We start from the raw sequence: 18,034 nt of genomic DNA on the forward strand, positions 1-18,034 counted from the left end.
ACGTCGCAGCCGGACGCCTATCGTCCCACTGCTTCAAATGCTCAGTTTCTCCAGGCTGCGGCGGAAGTCGATTGGCGAGCGGCCCGTGTGCTTGCGGAAACATCGGCTGAAGTAGGCCGGGTCGTCGAAGGCAAGCTGTGTTGCGATCTCCGCCACATTGACCTCCGAATGCAGCAACAGACGCTTCGCTTCCAGCATCACGCGTTCACGAATCAGCTTGGCCGCCGTGCTGCCGAGCGCCTGGCGCGTCGCATCGTTCAGCGCGCGTTCTGTGACGTTCAGCAGGCATGCGTAGCGAGCGACGTCGTGGACCGTGGTGAAATGTTTTTCCAGCAGGCTTTTGAAGCGTCGCGACAACAGCACGCTACGCGACGAATTGACGTCGGTCACGGCGTCGCCGCCCAGACGCACGGACTTGATTAGCATAATGCGCAGATATGACCAGATGACGTCCTCGTAGCCTGCCTCTTCACCCTGATATTCCGCATCGATTCCATCCAGCACATGATGAAGGTCCTGAGCTTGTGCGTCGCTCATATAAACCGTGTTCGGAATTCGCTCGAAATCGTAGACCGGAATTTCCGTCTGCGAATGGCGGTTCTGAACCTTGAAGGCGAAAAATTCGGACGAGAAACTTATCGCGTGGCCGACTGTATCTTCGGACAATGCGAAGTCGTGGATCTGGCCTGGCGCCATGAAGAACAGCGTATTGGGCCGCACCTCGTAGCGAATCGAGTCGATGATGTGGTGACCGCTGCCCGACACGACCCAGACGATGTGATAGAACTCGTGCCGATGAGGATACGGCAACGTCGATTTCATATCTTCGAGGGGTGCGAAATGAAAGTCGATCGACTTGATTCGCGACCCATACTCATAGTTGGCGATCTTGAAGACCGGCAACTGACAACCACAACCTTTAAGCATTTAATTTGTCTCCTGCATCCAGCTCACTTGTTTGGCTCGCTTAGCCAGCTCACTCCTTGGCTAAATCAAGCGTGCTGTTTCTCCTTCGCCGGTCGGCATCGAACGTAGTGTAATTGTAAATAGCAAATCGGCGTGACGGCTGTTGTCGAAAACCCGCAAAGGTTTGGCCTCGCCTGCCGATTGTCAGATCATTGGAAACGCAATTCCTTCAGCGCCGACAGTCCGGTCAGCACCGGCTTGCCGTCCTGATTGCGAACCATGGTGTCCATCACGAGGATGCGCTTGGCGGGTTTCTTCTCGACTACGGTCACATGGATCCTGATCGTATCGTCGATGAAGACGGGTCCGAGAAAGCGCAACTCCTGCCCGACGTAGACGAAGCCGGGACCGGTCAACCCGGTATGGGTCGTCGACACCAATGCCGCGGTCAGCAGGCCGTGCGCCACGCGGTGGCCGAATGGCGTGCGTGCCGCGAAGTGCTGATCCATGTGTAAGGGATTGAGGTCGCCCGACAGATGGCCGAAAGCGTTCACGTCACTTTCCGCGATGGTACGCACGAGTACCTGGCAGCGGCCAATCTGGATATCGTCAAAGCGCAGCATCTCGTGGCACTGATTCAGATGAGTGTTCATGCAGTTCTCCGCCCGGTCAGCGCCGCGCCCGCTTCGACCAGCGTATCGATTTCGTCCGGCTCGTAGCCCAGTTCGGCGAGCACCTCGCGGGTGTGTTCGCCTTGCCGCGGCGGCTGACGGGTGAGCGGTGGTGCTGCGCCGTCGTATCGAACCGGATGTGCGAGCAAACGAATCGGCCCGGCCTGCGGATGCTCGACCTCCATGATGATGCGGTTGTGCGCCACTTGCGGGTCGGCCTCGACCTGATGGTAGTCGTTCACGGGCGCGTACCAGATGTCGTGCTCATCGAAGGTCGTCATCCAGTCGGCCGTCGTGCGCGCAGTCAGCGCGTCATAAACGATGCGGTTCAATTCGTCGCGGCGGCGCACGTTGTCCTTTGGGTGCGAAAACCCGGCCAGCACGGGCTGAGACAAGGCCGCCGCCAGCTTCTCAGTGGGCGTGAGCGAAACGGCGATCCAGCCGTCGAGAGTCCTGTAAACCCCATAGGGCGACGGATGGAACCGGCTGCCGGTCGGCGGGTTCGTGCGCGGCCAGAGTGGTCCCTTGTTCAGGTAGTAGGTGAACGGCTCGATCTGAAGATCGAGCGCCGCGTTGAGCAGGTTGCTTTCGACCAGCGTGCCTTTGCCGGTGCGTTCACGCGCCTGCAAGGCCGCGACCACGCCGAAGGCTGCCAACGCCGCCGCGTGCTGGTCGACGATCGCGGATCCGACGGGCGTGGGCGGGGAATCGGCCTCGCCGGAGAGCATCGTCATGCCACTGATGGCCTGCAGCAGCAGGTCCTGCCCTGGCCGCTTGAGATACGGTCCCGATGACCCGTAGCCGGTGCACGAACAGTACACGAGCCGCGGGTTGATCTCGCGGACATCGTCGTAACCGAAGCCCATGCGCTGCAGGACGCCTGGCCGGTAGTTTTCGATCAGGACATCGGCTTCCTTGATCAGCCGCCAGACGATCTCGCGCGCGCGCTCGTCGCGCAGATCCAGCGAGATGCTGCGCTGATTGCGGTTGCCGAGCAGAAAAAACATGCTCACACCTTCGACATACGCATCGAAGCCGGTCCAACTGCGCTCGAACGCGCCGCCCGGCGGTTCGATCTTGATCACGCCCGCGCCGACGTCGGCCAACATCTGCACGGCGGCGGGGCCCTGCAAGAAGTGAGTAAAACTTAACACCTTGATGCCTTCCAGCATGACTTGTCTCCCGACCGCGTGTCCGTATCTGTTTGACTGAGGGTTCAGGCAAGCAGGTTTCGCGAGATGATCATTCTCTGAATCTCCGAGGTGCCCTCGACGATCTCCAGCACCTTGGCGTCGCCGAATGCGCGCGACACTGGGTACTCGCTCATCACGCCGTAACCGCCATGTATCTGCAACGCCTGATGAGCCGCCTCCATCGCGCGCTCGGTGGCGAAGAGCTTGGCCATCGACGCCTGCTGATCGAAGCGAACGCCTGCATCTTTGAGCGCGGCGGCATCGTAGAGCATCAGTCGCGCGGCGTGCGCGTGGGCCGCCATGTCAGCGATCTTGAACTGCAGCGACTGGAACTCGGCGATCGGCTTGCCGAATGCGCGCCGCTCCTTCATGTACGCGATCGACCGATCCAGTGAACCCTGCAGGATGCCTAGCGCGAGCGCGCCGATCAGGATTCGGCCCGTGCTGATCTGGGCGAGCGTCTGTCGCAAGCCCGCACCGCGTTCGCCGAGCAGGTTGGCGGTCGGGATCGTGCAGCGCTCGAAGAACAACTCGTAGGTGCTCGATGCGCGCCAGCCGATCTTACGCAGTTTGCGTCCGTAGCTGAAACCGGGGGTGCCGTTGGGCACGATGAAGTTAGAAATTTCCTTGCGGCCGTCGGGGCGCGTTCCCGTTACCGCGGCGATGACGACCGGCCCGGTCACTTCCGTGCCGGAATTGCTAATGAAGGTCTTCGATCCATCGATGACGTATTGGTCGCCTTCCAGCGTCGCACGCGTCGCGATGTTGGCCGCGTCGGAGCCCGCGTTGGGCTCCGATAATCCGATTGCGCCGACCTTGCGGCCGTCGAGGATAGGGCACAAATAACGATCCTTTTGCTCATCGGTGCCATAGTTGGAAAGCAGGCTTGCGACCGTCGAATTGGCCATTAGAGAGTTGGCGATTGCGCAATCTACCCGTGCGAGTTCCTCTAACACGATTACATAGGAAAGCCATTCGCCACCGCCGCCACCCCAACTCTCCGGATAAGGCAGGCCGGCGAAGCCGAGCTCGCCGGCACGCTTCCAGATGTCGTAAGGAAAGGCTTCCGCTTCCCAAAGCTCTTCCGAGACAGGAGCGATTTCGTTTTCCGCGAAACGGCGCACGGCGTCGCGTATCGCGGTGTGTTGTTCGTTTAACCAATGCGGCATGTTCGACTCTGTGAAAAAGCGGGAGATGGGTTGAAGCAGGGGGCTGCGTTACAGCACCTTCAGATAGGTATCGCCAGATGCGACCAGCGTGCCGTCCTGGCGCGTGACGTCTGCCCTGAAAACGCACATGTTGCGATCGTCGTCCTTCTCGCGCAGCGTGAGGCGGGCGGTGACCGTGTCGCCGATAAATACTGGCGCATTGAACGTGATGTCGTATCGGTAAGAAACCGCACCGGGGCTCGGCGCCTTTTGCGCCATATAGCCCATCACGGTCGATAAGAAGCCGACCGACAGACATCCTTGCGCAATGCGCTTCTCGAAGCGCGTGGTTTTGGCGAATTCCTCGTTCAAATGCACCGCATAGAAATCGCCGACGATCCCGGCGAAGCCGTAGATATCGAATTCAGTTACGGTCTTGGCGAAATCGGCAGTGTCGCCGACCGCGTAACAATCCATGTGCGGGCGTTTGGCCATGGTGGTTCTGGAAGTGAGAGTCGGTTGCGGAGCCGGCCTGTTCTTTGTTGATTGGGGCCGGCGGGTGTGACTCAAATTTAATGAGTGCGGGTTGCTGACCGTTAGGACGGTTTGGGCGAATGCTTGGACTTTTTTGACTGTATGCACGCAGTGATTGCAGTCTTCGGCCGATCCGCAAGCGGCCGAAGACTGCCCCCGGTCAGCTATCAGTCAATACCACCAAGGGTTTTCGCCTCGTGTGCGCCGGATAAATCGCCAGGCAGTCTGGCAAACGCGTGCTATCGAAGACGCCGTAAAAAAGTACAAGAAATCGGTCGGCCGGTCCTAACGCCCGTTGCGTGCACTCACGAATACTTGGAGCGCCTGCAGACGGATCGGCCTGACGCGGCGCGAAAATTACATTCCAGTACGGAAGGAGACGAAATGAAATCATTCTTCAGCGCGCGCCGCGCATGGCGCACCATGATGGTGGGTACGCTGCTCGCAGCGGGCGTCGTTGTCGCAAGCGTTGCCCGTGCGGACGAGCCGATCGTCATGAAGCTGGGCCACACCCTCGCCCCGGACAACCACTATCAGCTGACTGCCCAAGTGTTCGCGAAGGAGGTCGCGCAGCGAACCCACGGCAAGGTCAAGATCGAGATCTTTCCGCAGTCACAGCTCGGCGGCGAAGTGCAGATGGCACAAGCGCTGCGCACCGGCACCCAGGAGCTCATGATTTCCGCACAGGCGCCGATCGGAAACACGATCAAGCAGTGGCAGATCTTCGATACGCCTTATCTCTTCAGCAGCATCGACGACGCCAACCGGCTTCTGCAAGGACCGGTCGGCCGCAAGTTCCTCGACATGATGCCGGCGGTCAACATGATCGGCTTGACGTGGCTGTCGGTGGGCGAACGCAATTTGTTCACGGCTAAAAAGCCCGTCGGCTCGCTCGATGACATGAAGGATATGAAAGTTCGAGTGATGCAGAGTCGCGGCTATATCGCGGGCTATAAGGCACTGGGCGCAAATCCGACGCCGCTGCCTTATAACCAGTTATTTCTGGCGCTTTCGCAAGGCCTGGTCGACGGCGGCGATACGTCACCGGAGCAGTTCATCCAGGACAAATTTTCCGATGTCGCGAAGCATTACTACCTGACCCACGTGAACTACCTGCCCGTGGTGCTGGCAATCAGCAAGAGCGCCTGGACGCGTCTTTCGCCTGACGAGCAGCAGGCGTTTCATGCCGCTGCCGCCGTCGCCGCGGACTATGACATGAAGGAATACAAGCACGAGTACGACGACGCGCTCGCAACGATGAAGAAGAATGGCACCCAGGTGACCGAGATAAACACGGTGCCGTGGGCCGCCGCGACCGCAAGGGCGCGCGAGGGCCTGCTCAGCGACATTCCCGATGGCCAGGCGCTTTATCAGGAAATCAAGGCGGCCGACAAGTCCGCTGTCGCTTCGAAATGAAGGGAGAGTGCCATGGAAAAGCTTGCCCGTAATCTCCTGTTTATCGATGACCTGGTCCTGAAGATCACGCTGTTCCTATGCGGTGGACTACTTCTCATGATGGTGTTCGTCGCTGGCCTCGGGGTGGTCTTCCGCTTCATCCTGCACAACTCGCTGTCGTGGTCCGACGAGCTCGCGGCTTATCTGTTCGTGTGGCTCACGTGCCTCGGTGCGGCGGCAGGAGCCAAGCTGCGGGTTCATCCGGAGGTGCGGGTACTGGCCGACCGTTGTCCGCCCGCTTTCGCGCAGACACTGACGGACCTTACCGACTGCGTAGTCCTCGCGCTCGGCGTGGTCTTCCTTATGTACGGTGGCGACATGCTGGAGCTGATGGGCACCGAAACTGCGACCTCTCTGCCGATCTCAATGGTGTACCCATATCTCTCGATTCCCGTCTGCGGCGCATTGCTGGTCTTTCATTCCGCGGTCCGAATCGCGGTTTCTCATTTCGCGCCCGGCGCGCAAACGAGGCAGTCTCTGTTGCAGGGCGTCTCCGAACATATCTGAGGTGAATCAACATGTGGGCACTCGCTCTAGGCGCCGGGTTCCTCGGCTTGGGTGTACCGGTGGCCATTTGCATCGGCATTGCGGCGACGATTGCATTGACGCTGAATGGAACCCCGCTGCTGGTGATTCCGCAGCAGCTGATTTCGAACCTGAATAACGTCGGCCTGCTGGCCATCCCGTTCTTCATGTTGACAGGCGCAATCATGGATGCGGGCGGCGTCTCGCGCCGGATCATCGACTTTTCGCAGGCGCTTGTCGGCTTCATGCGCGGCGGCATCGGACAGGTGACGATCGTTGCGAGTATGTTCTTCGCCGACCTCTCCGGTTCGGCGACTGCGGATACCGCAGCGATCGGCTCGGTCATGATCCCCGGGATGGTCAAGCAGGGATATTCACGCGCGTTCGCAGTCGCGCTGCAGTCGGCAGCGGGCTCACTCGGATTGCTGTCGCCCGTGTCGATGAGCATGCTGGTGTACGCCTACACCGCCAACGTTTCGGTCGGAACGATGTTCGTCGCGGGGATAGTGCCGATGCTGCTGGTGGTCGTTTCCTTCATGCTCGTGAACTACCTGACTGCGGTGCGCCAGAACTATACGGCGGTCGAAGCGTTTTCCGCCAGGCGGCTGTGGACGACTTTCAGACAGGCGATCTGGGCATTGCTGACGCCCGTGATCATTCTGGGCGGGATCCTTGGCGGCGTCTTCACGCCGGTAGAAGCAGGCGTCGTCGCGGCGTTCTATGTGACGCTGGTGAGCGCCTTCATCTTCAAGTCGCTCAAGCTGTCGCAGTTCGGGGAAATACTCACGCGCACGGCCATCAATACCACGCGGGTATCGTTTCTTCTCGGGCTCGCGTTCGTGCTCGGCCGCTATCTGATTGAGGCGCAAATTCCGTTACACGTCGCCAACAGCTTCCTGGCCGTGACGACCAGCGCGTTCGTGTTGCTGATCCTGATCAATCTCTTCCTTCTGGTAGCCCATACCGTACTCGAAACGATCTCGAGTATTGCGGTGGTGATCCCTGTGTTCCTGCCGCTCGTCGTGCAAATGCATATCGATCCGGTGGTGTTCGGCGTCATCGTACTGGTCAACTCAGCCATCGGCATCAACCTGCCACCGATTGGTTTTTGCCTCTTTACGGCTGCGTCCATCGGCGGCGTGTCCGTCGAAAAAGCGACTCGGGCGATCCTGCCGTTCATCTTCGCGCTGGCGGTCGACCTGCTGCTGATCATCGTCTTCCCGCATATCCCACGCTTCCTGCCGAACTTGCTGGCAATCAAATAACACGAGAACGGAGGCTCATCATGAACACGACTCACGTCGAGCGAAGCGGCGCGGCGCCGGTCCCGCTGGCCGCATTCGAGGACCTGAAGTACCTGAAGCTGGAACAACCACTTCGCTTCGTCTGGTTAATCACGTTGAATCATCACGACAAGCGCAATGCGCTGTGTGTGCCGCTGCTGGTGGAACTGGCGCGCGTGCTCGCGGCAGCCGAAGTCAGCAACGAAGTCAGGGCTGTCGTACTCACCGGCGGCGAGGGTTTCTTCAGCGCCGGTGCGGATATTGCCGACATGGCGGCACGCGGGGTCGCAGCGTATGCGGACCCGGTGCGCCTCGCGAGCTGGAAGGCGATTGAAACCTTTCCGAAGCCGCTGATCGCCGCGGTCAACGGCTTCGCCATCGGTGGTGGCCACGAGCTGGTGATGCTGGCCGATATCGTCGTCGCGGCGGACGACGCGACCTTCTCGCAGCGAGAGATCGTCATCGGCGCGCTTCCGGGCGATGGCGCCACCCAGCGCCTGCCGCGGGTGCTCGGCAAGACACTGGCGATGAAACTCGTGCTTACCGGCGAGCCGCTGACGGCAGCCGAGGCCGAGCGCCACGGACTTGTGACCGAGGTCGTCGCGCCGGCACGCAGCATCGCACGCGCCGTCGAGATCGCGTCGCTGATCGCCGCCCGCGCGCCGCTCGCGGTCCGACTGGCCAAGCGCGCCGTGCTCGATTCGTTCGAGACCAACCTCCAACAAGGCCTGCAGTGCGAGCATCAGGCGAATCTCGACGTGTTCAAGACCGAGGATCGCGCCGAAGGCCACCGCGCATTCGTCAAAAAGCGGCCGCCGCGCTTCAAGGGTCGCTGACCATTGGTGCCTCGCGCATGCGCCTCTCGACGCGATCGGCAACGCTTTCCTTTAGTTCTGACCGGCATCGATGCAGATATCCACGCCGCGGCCTTCCGAATGTTCAGGGCGAACGCGGAGTTCAGTAGAACCCTGTTCCACCTCACCCCGACAGCCGGACTCACGACGTAACGGAGATTATATGAACGGGCTGAATGGTATCCGCATTCTCAGCTTCAATCATTTTCTGATGGGGCCTTTGGGCGTGCAGCACCTCGCCGATTGCGGGGCCGACGTCATATCGGTCGAACCCGTCGACGGCGCATTTCAGCGCAAGTGGGGCGGCGCGAACCGCGCCATCGATGGGCAGACGATGCTGCTTTTGATGGGTAATCGCAATAAGCGCAGTCTGGCTTTGAATCTCAAGGACCCGCGGGCGATCGATATCGTCATGAGCTTGCTGCCTCAAGTCGACGTGGTCGCCGAGAATTACCGTCCCGGTGTGATGGAACAGCTGGGATTGGGTTACGAGGCGCTCAAGGCAGTCAAGCCGGACATCATCTATGCGTCCGGCTCGGGATTCGGTCCGGATGGACCCTATGCCAGCCGGCCGGGGCAGGACCTGATCATTCAGGCCATGTCGGGTATCGCGACAATCACCGGAAGCCGGGAGGACGGTCCACGCGCGGTGGGCGTGTCTGTCGTGGATCATCACGGCGCTGCGCTGTATGCGAACGGTATCCTGACGGCACTGCTCAACCGCGAGCGTACGGGCAAGGGCTGCCGGGTCGACGTAAGCTTGCTGGCGGCTGCGCTCGATCTGCAACAGGAGTCTCTCACGTGTTTCCTGAACGGCGACGGCCATGACGACGTGCGACAGGCGGGGCGTGTATCAGGTTGGTACTTCCCCGCACCGTACGGCATATATGCCACTGCGGACGGTTTCATCGCACTGTCGCTGAGTCCTCTCGACATCATTTATCGGATCCTTGGGATCCCGGAAAAGGAACGGATTCCCGCGAAGCGCGCATTCGACGAGCAGCAGGAAATCTCCGACCGGCTTGCGCGCCGGCTTGCGCAGGACACGACGGCGCACTGGTTGCCACTATTCGAACGGCATCATGTCTGGCACACGCGCGTCAACGACTATGCGCAGGTGGTCGCCGATCCGCAGGTGCGCCACTTGAAGAGCTTCGAGACAGTCGAGGGTGCAACCGGCAGCCCCGTGACGCTCGTCAATCACCCGGTGCGCTACAACGGCAGCGCGCCAGCTATCCGTATGCCGCCGCCACGGTTGGGCGCGCACACGATCGACATCTTGTCAGGGGTGGGAATGAACCGGCCGATGATCGACTCGCTGCTGGCGGACGGCGTAATCGGCGTTGCCGAGGACGCCGAGGCCGTTGCGGCGGCCGCGGCAAAAGGCGGAGTCGCGTGAAGCGGGTTTGAAGCCATCCATGCGGCGAGCGTGCCGTACGCGTCGATGAAAACAGGGGAAGCAGGCATGAGTGACAGGTGCAGGGAAGTCAGTACGGATGTGCTGGTCGTTGGCAGCGGCGGCGCTGCGCTGCGGGCCGCGCTCGAGGCGGATTCCAGCGGCGCTGACGTGCTGGTTGCGATCAAAGGGGCATTTCGCAAAAGCGGCGCGACGTTTCATAGCGTAGCTGAAGTAGGCGCCTTCAATGTGCCGGACGGAGCAGGGGATCACAGCGATAATCCTGATGTTTTTCTCGCCGATATCCTGCATGCCGCTCAAGGCATGGCGGACCCGCGCTTGAGCGCGATTCTCGCGAACGAAGCGCATGAGTCTCTGCGCTACCTCGAACGATACGGCGTAAAGTTTGAGCGCGAGGACGACCACTACCTGGTTTTTCGCGCATGCTTTTCTTCCAAACCGCGCTCGCATGTGATTCATGAGCACTTCAAACCAATCGTGAAATCGCTGGGGACCGAAGCGTCCCGGCGCGGCATCAAGGTCATGGACCGGTTGATGATCGTCGACCTGCTGTCGCAGGACGGCGAATGTCTCGGCGCATACGCGATCGATTCGGATGGAAACCCGATGCTGATCCGTGCCAAGTCGACGATTCTTACCACCGGGGGTGCAAGTCAGCTGTTCGCCCAAAACCTGTATCCATCGGACATTACCGGCGACGGCTATGCAATGGCTTATCGCGCGGGCGCGCGACTGGTCAACATGGAGTTCATGCAGGCCGGTGTGAGCGTGCTGACGCCTTTCGTCAACCTGTTCGGCAACTACCTGTGGGACGCGCACCCGAATCTCACCGACCGCGATGGCAGGGCGTTCGTCCCTGACTATCTGCCGACGGGGCTGGCTCAGGAAGATGTCATTCGGCAAAAAGAGCGGCACTTTCCGTTCAGCTCGAGCGACATCTCACGCTACGTCGAAATTTCGATTCAGAAGGCACTCAACGATGGCCGCGGCACGGCTGAAGGAGGCGTGTTTCTCGACTTCGCCGGATGCGATCTCGAATCGATACTGGCCGACAAGAGCCGAAGCATCGCAAGGATGTGGCCGCTAACCTGCCAATGGTATAAGGAGCACGGCGTCGACCTTTATCGGGACCGAGTGCAGATCACCTGTTCCGCGCATGCGATCAACGGCGGATTATTTATAGACGAAAACGCACAGTCCAATCTGAAGGGTCTGTTCGCTGCGGGTGAGGTGGCAGCGGGTCCACATGGCGCAGACCGTCTCGGCGGCAATATGGCCCTGACGTGCCAGGTCTTCGGCCGCCGGGCGGGCCTGGCCGCGGCCGAACGCGCGAAAAAGATGACGCACCGCGCGATGACCGGGGCCTTGGACGACAACCGCACGGTCGCCAAGCAATTCCGCCGAAATGGCAGGCACACGCTGGACGAACTGAAAGCACGGATTCAGCAGTGTGCAAACCGGTATTTGCTGATCGTGCGCGAGGAAGCCGGGCTCCGGACCTTCAGCCGTGTCTGCAGGGAGACGCGAAACCAGTTGTTTCACGACACGGTGATCGGCACGCCGGCTGAGCTCATGCGGGGCATCGAATTGGCGAACTTGATCCAGGTCGGTGAATTGATGGCTTCGGCGTCGCTTGTCAGGCGCGAGAGCCGGGGTGGTCACTACCGCGAAGACTTTCCCGAGCGCAACGCGGACTTCGCCTGCAACATATTCCTCGAGCGGAACGTGCCTGAAGGTCTGTGGTTAGGGCGGCTGGCGGATCTGTCGTCGTGAGTCGGTAGCGAGCTAATCACCTTGCGCCGTTCGATCAGGGGGGCTGTCGCGGTAAGGCGGTTGAGTCGTACAAAGACGACATGATGAGGATAGCGTACGTCACCAACGAGTAGAACTGGCAGGCTGCAGATGGCTTGAACGAGTCGCGCGTACTGTTTCTGGCAGCAGGCGAGCGGCAACCGCGCAGCCTCATGTATTCCATAATGGTATAGATCAAGCGTTATTCTTCATTATAAAGGCATGTCGATCCCCGCTAGTATGCAGACTCCTGGCTGCGCCCCGACGCGTGAACCCAGGCGCAAGGCGTCCAGACGCCGCCTCGCCGCCGTGGGCCAATACGGAAGGGCCGAACCGACCATTCATTGATGCGCTGCCTGCGTCGAAGGCGAGGCGAGCGTACGAGGAGGAGACTCGATCGTGAAAATGACCTTCCGCTGGTATGGCGACGCGGACCCTGTGCCGCTCGCTTATATCCGCCAGATCCCCGGCATGGTCGGGGTCGTCTCGGCGATCTATGACGTGCCTGTGGGCGAGGTGTGGCCGATCGACAGGATCCTGTCGCTGAAGCAGAAGATAGAGGCTCACGGGCTGACACTGGAAGTGATCGAAAGCGTGCCGGTGCACGAGGACATCAAGCTGGGCCGACCGACGCGCGAGAGGCTCATCGCCAACTATGGCGAGACATTGCGTAACCTCGGCGCCTGCGGCGTGAAGGTGGTCTGCTACAACTTCATGCCGGTTTTCGACTGGACCCGCACCTCGCTGGAAATGCACCTGCCCGATGGCTCGACGACGCTCGCGTTCGACACGCAAGCGATCCGCGAGCTCGACGTCAGCCAGGGTATCCAGTTGCCCGGCTGGGACGCGAGCTATCGGCCCGAACAGTTGAAAGTCCTGCTGCGCGACTACGAAGCGCTAGACGAAGCCGATCTCTGGGCCAATCTCGACTACTTCCTGCGCGCGATCATTCCGGTGGCCAAAGAAGCCGGCCTCAAGATGGCGATCCACCCCGACGATCCGCCGCGGCCGATTTTCGGCCTGCCGCGCATCGTGAAGAATCGCGCTGACCTGCAGCGCGTGCTGGCGATCGTCGACGATTCCGCCAACGGCCTGACACTGTGTTCCGGTTCGCTAGGCGCGGACCAGCAGAACGATATTCCGGCACTGGTGCGCGAGTTCGGCGCGCGTGGCCGGATTCATTTCGCGCACCTGCGTAACGTGCAAACCAATGCCGCAGGCGACTTTCATGAGACCTCGCATCGTTCGGCCGACGGCTCGCTCGACATGGCGGAAATCGTCAAAGCCTATTTCGAAACCGGCTTTGAAGGCTATGCAAGGCCGGACCATGGGCGAATGATCTGGGGCGAAACGGGCCGCGCCGGCTATGGGCTGTTCGATCGCGCGCTGGGTGCGGTCTACCTGAACGGCATCTGGGAAGGCCTCGCCAAACATCCGGCCTATCATGCAGCTGAGTAATGCCGTCGTGGCTTCGCTCGCGCCGCGCGCCGCTGGCGAAGTCGTCGTTCCCGCCTACGATCGCACGAGCCTTGCACCGGGCATCGTCCATCTGGGCATCGGGGCGTTTCATCGCGCGCACCAGGCCGTGTACACCGAGCACACATTGCGCGCTGGCGATCAGCGCTGGGGCATCGTCGGCGTTTCGTTGCGGCGTGCGGACACGTCGGAGGCGCTCACTGCGCAGGACCATCTGTATACCGTGAATGTGCGAAACGGCGATGCGGATTCGTTCCAGGTGGTCGGTGCGCTGATCGCTTCGCTGGTCGCGCCGCAGTCGCCCGCCGCCGTGCTCGATGCGATGAGCGATCCGCGCTGCCATATCGTCAGCCTGACGATCACCGAGAAAGGCTATTGCCGCAATCCGGCCAGCGGCGCGTTGCAGTTCGATCATCCCGAGATTGTTCATGATCTGCGCGAGGCCGCCGCGCCGCGTAGCGCGATCGGCTTCGTCGTGCGCGCGCTGGCGCTGCGCCGCGCGGCCGGTTTGGGCCCGTTTACCGTGCTGTCGTGCGACAACCTGCCGTCCAACGGCGGCACGATGCGCGCGTTGACGCTGGCGTTCGCGCGCGAAGCGGATCCTGTGCTGGCCGACTGGATCGAGCGAGAGGGCGCGTTTCCCAACACGATGGTAGATCGGATCGTGCCGCTCACCACCGACGCCGATCGCATGCACGTGGCGAAGCAACTTGGTGCCGACGATGCGTGGCCGGTGATGACCGAGCCGTTTTCGCAATGGGTGATCGAGGACCGCTTCGCGGGGCCGCGGCCGGCGTGGGAGCGCGCAGGCGCGACGCTCGTGGGTGACGCGCGTCCCTATGAGCAGGCCAAATTGCGGATGTTGAACGGCGCGCATTCGGCGCTCGCGTACCTCGGGTCGCTGATCGGCTACGACACCGTCGATCAGGCGATCGCGGCGCCGGCCGTGCGGAACTTTGTCGAAAACATGTTGCGCGACGAGGTGGAGCCGACGCTGTCGCGCCCCGCTTTGGCCAGCTATCGCGCTGAACTGTTCACGCGTTTTCGCAACACTGCGCTCGATCACCGCTTGCAACAGATCGCGACCGACGGCTCGCAGAAACTGCCGCAGCGCTGGCTGGAAAGCGTGCGCGCCAACCTGAAAAGCGGCGCGCCGACCGAACGTCTCGCATTTGTGTTGGCCGGCTGGATCGCGTACCTCAGCGGTCAGGACGAGACGGGCCGCACCTACGCCATCGCGGACCCGCTCGCCGACACACTGGCCGAGGCGGTCCGCTCGACCTTGCACGCGGATGCCATCGATGCGGTACAAACACTGTTCGAAATCGAGTCGATTTTCGGATGCGATCTGCGCGCACAGCCGCGCTTCGTCACGCAGGTCGCACGCCATCTGGCGGCGATTCGCGCACAAGGCGTCGTCAAAGCCATGGGCGCTTGTACCGCTTCACGGCCATGCACGTAGCCGCAGCGACCGCCACGTTCTGCAGACAGAGTAGCAGCCCTAAATAACGGGAGGAAGACATGAGCGACCTGCTCGTCAGACCGTCAAAGCATGCCGAAGACGGCCAGATCATCCATATCACGCCGGCGAGCGCCGGCTGGAAATACGTCGGCTTCGACGTTTTCGACCTGAACGCCGGCGCCAGGCTTACGCGGGAGACGGGCGATCGCGAAGTCGTGGTCGTGCTTGTCAGGGGGCGCGCAATAGTCGGATGCGAAGGGCTCGCGAGCCGCGCGATCGGCGCACGGATATCGCCGTTCGATGGCGCGCCGTGGTCCATGTATGTGCCGCCGCATACGCGCTACACGGTCGTGGCCACGCACGACGTCGAACTCGGCATCTGTTCCGCGCCCGCGAAGGGTGGCCTGCCGCCGCGCTTCATTGCACCTGACGAGGTCAGGCAGGAAACCCGTGGCGCTGGCGCCAATCTGCGTCACGTGCGCCACATCCTTCCGGAAACCGAGCCGGCGGAGAGCTTGCTGGTGGTGGAATCGGTGACGCCGGCGGGCAACTGGTCGAGCTACCCGCCGCATCGGCATGATACCGACAATGGCGAGCAGCAGACCTATCTCGAGGAAACCTATTACCACCGGGTCTCGCCGCCGCAGGGCTTCGCGATTCAGCGCGTCTATACCGACGACCGCAGTCTCGACGAAACGCTCGCGGCGTACGACAAGCATGTCGTGCTGGTGCCGCGCGGCTATCACCCGGTTGCCGCCGCGCACGGCTATGACCTCTACTACCTGAACGTGATGGCCGGCCCGCGCCGCGCCTGGCACGTACATAACGAGCCGGCTCATGAATGGTTACTACAACCCGGCGCAAGGGTCGCGGTGGACGGCGCGCGCTGAGTCCCGTTGCGGTAAGTCAATCGCTGTCGGCGTCGGGGCCTTGGGTGTCGAATCCGGCGGCCTCGCGCAGCGCTTGCAGCATCGCCCGCGCGCCCGGCGAGAGCCTGTCGCCGCGCCGTGTGACGATGCCCGCCGGTCCGAGCTTCAGATCGAGTTCGAACGGTAGCGGTTCGAGCGCACCGGCAATGCAATAAGGCCGCACCGGCTCGCGCGCAAGCGGCGCGATCATATCGCTCATTTGCAGCAGACTCGTGATGACAGGCAGCGACGAGCTCTCGACCACATCCGTCGGCAACGCGAGCTTCCGTTCGAGAAACAGTTGCGTGAACTGATTGCGCATGACGTTGCCTTTTGGCGGCAAGATCCACGTTTGCGGCGCCAGTTCGTCCCAGCTCAGCGCCTTGCGCTTGACGAGCGGATGGCCAACGCGTGCGAACAGCGCGTGCTGTGCTTCTGCGAGCGGCGCATAGTGCAGCTCCGCAAGGTCGTCCGGATTGCGGATTCGCGCGACGATCATATCCAACTTGCCTTCCTGCAGACGCTGCACCAGCACCTCGCTGAACTCCATCTCGATGTTGACGCGAATCTGCGGGAAGCGCTTCTTGAGCAGCGCCACCGCTTGAGGCACGAGGTTGGTGCCCGCCGTGACCTCGGTGCCGATCATCGCCTGCCCGGTCAGGCCGGCTTTGAGCGCTGACACTTCGTCGTACGCGTGCCGCAACTCCGCCAGCACGCTGCGTGCATGGCGGATCAGCACCTCGCCGTACCAGGTGGGCTCGACACCGCGCGGATGCCGTTCGAACAGCTCCACACCCATCGTCTCTTCCAGTTCACGCAGCAACTTGGTCGCCCCGGGCTGCGTCATGTGCGCGGCGTTCGCCGCCCGCAATACCGAGCGATGGGTATCGAGCTGAATGATCAGGGCCAATTGACGTGTCTTCAGACGCGTGGGGTCGAAGCGGCTCGTCGCGATGGCCCCTGCGCCGGTGTCCGGATGAATTGCCGAGGTCACGATGTCGCCTCCATGTATTCCGTATCGATATAGGTTTTGCGTTATTTTTCATTATCAAAGCATATCGGTCGATTCTACTATGCAGAGGACGGCCTGCATTCCAAGGCGGGGCGAATTCCCTTCATGGGCATTGAGGCGGGCTGCATCCTGCAGCCACACAGGAGACGAAGAAGTAATGAACACTCGTACCACAGACATCCCGCCGGAAGGCATCACCACCGACGAGTTCCTCGGCCGCGTCGCCAAGGTCCGCAGCGCACTCGACAAGGCGGGGCTGGTCGGCCTGCTTGCCTTCGGCGATTGCTGGCGTGGCGCGAACATCGGCTACTTTACCGAATTCCGCCCGCTCGACGGCGTATCGGACATTGCCAACGCGATCCTGCTGCTGCCCGTGGACGGCGACCCCGTGCTGTTCGTGTCGGATCAATGCTTCGACTACGCGACGAGCGTGACCGCCTTCGAAGTGCGCAGCCTGCGTGAAGTCACGCAACAGGTGCAGGCATTTTCGGCGCGGCATCGCAGCGGCACGGTCGGCCTCGCCGGCGCCGCCTATATCCCCGCGGACCTGTTGCAGCGCCTGAACGCCGGTCTCAACGAATTGAAGCTCGAACCGACGATGGTGCTGGCCGAAATCAAGGCGATCAAGAGCGACGCCGAAGTCGCACTGATGCGCAAAGCCGCCGCCTTGACCGATTCGGCGATGGCAGCGATTCGCGACGCGCTCGCCGACCGCCGTCCCTACACCGAGCGTGAACTCGCTCTGATCGCTGACCGCGCGATGCTCGCGGGAGGAGCAGACCGGACCGCGTTTGATTCGATGGTGCAATCCGGTCCGCGCTCGGCGTATAACCTGGCGCGCCCCACCGACCGCATCCTGCAACCGGGCGACCTGATCATGACCGACATCGGCGCGCGTTATCGTGGGTACGTGGCCGATGGCGGACGCGGTTTTACCTACGGTCCGGCGAATCCCGAGAAGATGGCGATCGTCGCGGCAGCGGCGCGCGCGGTCGAAGCGGGGCTTGCCGCCGCGCGTCCCGGCATGGCGGCCATGGAACTGAATGCGGTGATCCAGCAGGCGCTGGTGAAATCGAACTACGAGCAATACTCGAGCGAAGCGCGCGGCCATGGCACCGGTCACGGCACCGGCATGGACCCGGAAGAAGAAGCGCCGTGGATCGGGCCGGGCAACAGGACCGTGCTGCAGGAAAACATGGTCTTTACCCTGAAGGCGACCATTACGGTGCCGAACGTCGGCGGTTTGCGCACGGAACGTATCGTGCGGTTGACCTCGGGCGGCGTCGAAACGCTTGACCAGTTCCCGATGGAACTGCACTGGTGAGCACAGTGAATTTATCGTAACGTGCCGGCGGACCCGCGCCGCCGACACGCAGCAGTTCAAAACATAGATTCCCAG

Annotated in this window: 16 protein-coding genes; 10 read left to right on the forward strand and 6 right to left on the reverse strand. The window is 61.7% G+C overall.

Annotated elements, in window-relative coordinates; translation table 11 throughout:
- Window positions 1-33 precede the first annotated feature (33 nt).
- From OKW35_RS36405 to OKW35_RS36425, 5 genes are all read right to left on the reverse strand, one after another.
- Window positions 34-927, reverse strand: coding sequence for a helix-turn-helix domain-containing protein (locus OKW35_RS36405; RefSeq protein ID WP_429554582.1), 894 nt, complete (start codon window positions 925-927; stop codon window positions 34-36).
- 188 nt (window positions 928-1,115) lie between these two features.
- Window positions 1,116-1,559, reverse strand: a complete 444-nt coding sequence (locus OKW35_RS36410) for a MaoC family dehydratase (protein ID WP_018424295.1) — start codon at window positions 1,557-1,559, stop codon at window positions 1,116-1,118.
- Window positions 1,556-2,749 carry a CaiB/BaiF CoA transferase family protein gene (locus OKW35_RS36415; RefSeq protein WP_429355557.1) on the reverse strand — a complete coding sequence of 398 codons (1,194 nt, stop codon included), beginning with the start codon at window positions 2,747-2,749 and terminating at the stop codon, window positions 1,556-1,558. The genes OKW35_RS36410 and OKW35_RS36415 overlap by 4 nt, the downstream gene beginning before the upstream one ends.
- Window positions 2,750-2,793: 44 nt before the next feature.
- On the reverse strand, window positions 2,794-3,939 hold the full coding sequence (locus OKW35_RS36420) for an acyl-CoA dehydrogenase family protein (protein WP_090804968.1): 1,146 nt from the start codon (window positions 3,937-3,939) through the stop codon (window positions 2,794-2,796).
- Between the two features lie 48 nt (window positions 3,940-3,987).
- A complete protein-coding gene (locus OKW35_RS36425; protein ID WP_244144791.1) occupies window positions 3,988-4,560 on the reverse strand; it encodes a MaoC family dehydratase in 573 nt (190 codons plus the stop codon).
- 3 nt (window positions 4,561-4,563) lie between these two features.
- Between OKW35_RS36425 and OKW35_RS36430 the strand changes: the two genes are divergently transcribed.
- From OKW35_RS36430 to iolB, 9 genes are all read left to right on the forward strand, one after another.
- Window positions 4,564-5,868, forward strand: a complete 1,305-nt coding sequence (locus OKW35_RS36430) for a TRAP transporter substrate-binding protein (RefSeq protein WP_429554583.1) — start codon at window positions 4,564-4,566, stop codon at window positions 5,866-5,868.
- 12 nt (window positions 5,869-5,880) lie between these two features.
- Window positions 5,881-6,414 (forward strand): TRAP transporter small permease, encoded by a 534-nt coding sequence (locus tag OKW35_RS36435; protein WP_429554584.1) that lies wholly within the window; start codon window positions 5,881-5,883, stop codon window positions 6,412-6,414.
- Between the two features lie 11 nt (window positions 6,415-6,425).
- Window positions 6,426-7,697: a TRAP transporter large permease gene (locus tag OKW35_RS36440; protein WP_429554585.1), complete on the forward strand. Its 1,272-nt coding sequence runs from the start codon at window positions 6,426-6,428 to the stop codon at window positions 7,695-7,697.
- Between the two features lie 20 nt (window positions 7,698-7,717).
- Window positions 7,718-8,551 (forward strand): enoyl-CoA hydratase-related protein, encoded by an 834-nt coding sequence (locus OKW35_RS36445; protein WP_429554586.1) that lies wholly within the window; start codon window positions 7,718-7,720, stop codon window positions 8,549-8,551.
- Between the two features lie 70 nt (window positions 8,552-8,621).
- Window positions 8,622-9,968 carry a CaiB/BaiF CoA transferase family protein gene (locus OKW35_RS36450; RefSeq protein ID WP_429554587.1) on the forward strand — a complete coding sequence of 449 codons (1,347 nt, stop codon included), beginning with the start codon at window positions 8,622-8,624 and terminating at the stop codon, window positions 9,966-9,968.
- A 30-nt stretch (window positions 9,969-9,998) separates the two neighbouring features.
- Complete coding sequence (locus tag OKW35_RS36455; RefSeq protein WP_429554588.1) at window positions 9,999-11,759, forward strand: FAD-binding protein; 1,761 nt, start codon at window positions 9,999-10,001, stop codon at window positions 11,757-11,759.
- 417 nt (window positions 11,760-12,176) lie between these two features.
- Window positions 12,177-13,235, forward strand: coding sequence for a mannonate dehydratase (uxuA, locus tag OKW35_RS36460; RefSeq protein WP_311734902.1), 1,059 nt, complete (start codon window positions 12,177-12,179; stop codon window positions 13,233-13,235).
- Window positions 13,222-14,715, forward strand: a complete 1,494-nt coding sequence (locus OKW35_RS36465; RefSeq protein ID WP_429554589.1) for a mannitol dehydrogenase family protein — start codon at window positions 13,222-13,224, stop codon at window positions 14,713-14,715. The genes uxuA and OKW35_RS36465 overlap by 14 nt, the downstream gene beginning before the upstream one ends.
- A gap of 59 nt (window positions 14,716-14,774) precedes the next feature.
- Window positions 14,775-15,605 (forward strand): 5-deoxy-glucuronate isomerase, encoded by an 831-nt coding sequence (gene iolB, locus OKW35_RS36470; protein WP_429355554.1) that lies wholly within the window; start codon window positions 14,775-14,777, stop codon window positions 15,603-15,605.
- Between the two features lie 16 nt (window positions 15,606-15,621).
- Here iolB and OKW35_RS36475 read toward each other — a convergent pair whose 3' ends face one another.
- On the reverse strand, window positions 15,622-16,617 hold the full coding sequence (locus OKW35_RS36475) for a LysR substrate-binding domain-containing protein (protein ID WP_429554590.1): 996 nt from the start codon (window positions 16,615-16,617) through the stop codon (window positions 15,622-15,624).
- 175 nt (window positions 16,618-16,792) lie between these two features.
- Between OKW35_RS36475 and OKW35_RS36480 the strand changes: the two genes are divergently transcribed.
- Window positions 16,793-17,959, forward strand: coding sequence for a M24 family metallopeptidase (locus OKW35_RS36480; RefSeq protein WP_429355553.1), 1,167 nt, complete (start codon window positions 16,793-16,795; stop codon window positions 17,957-17,959).
- Window positions 17,960-18,034 lie beyond the last annotated feature (75 nt).

Origin of the sequence: Paraburkholderia sp. MM5477-R1 (assembly GCF_050436385.1) — a bacterium.
Lineage (GTDB): Bacteria > Pseudomonadota > Gammaproteobacteria > Burkholderiales > Burkholderiaceae > Paraburkholderia > Paraburkholderia tuberum.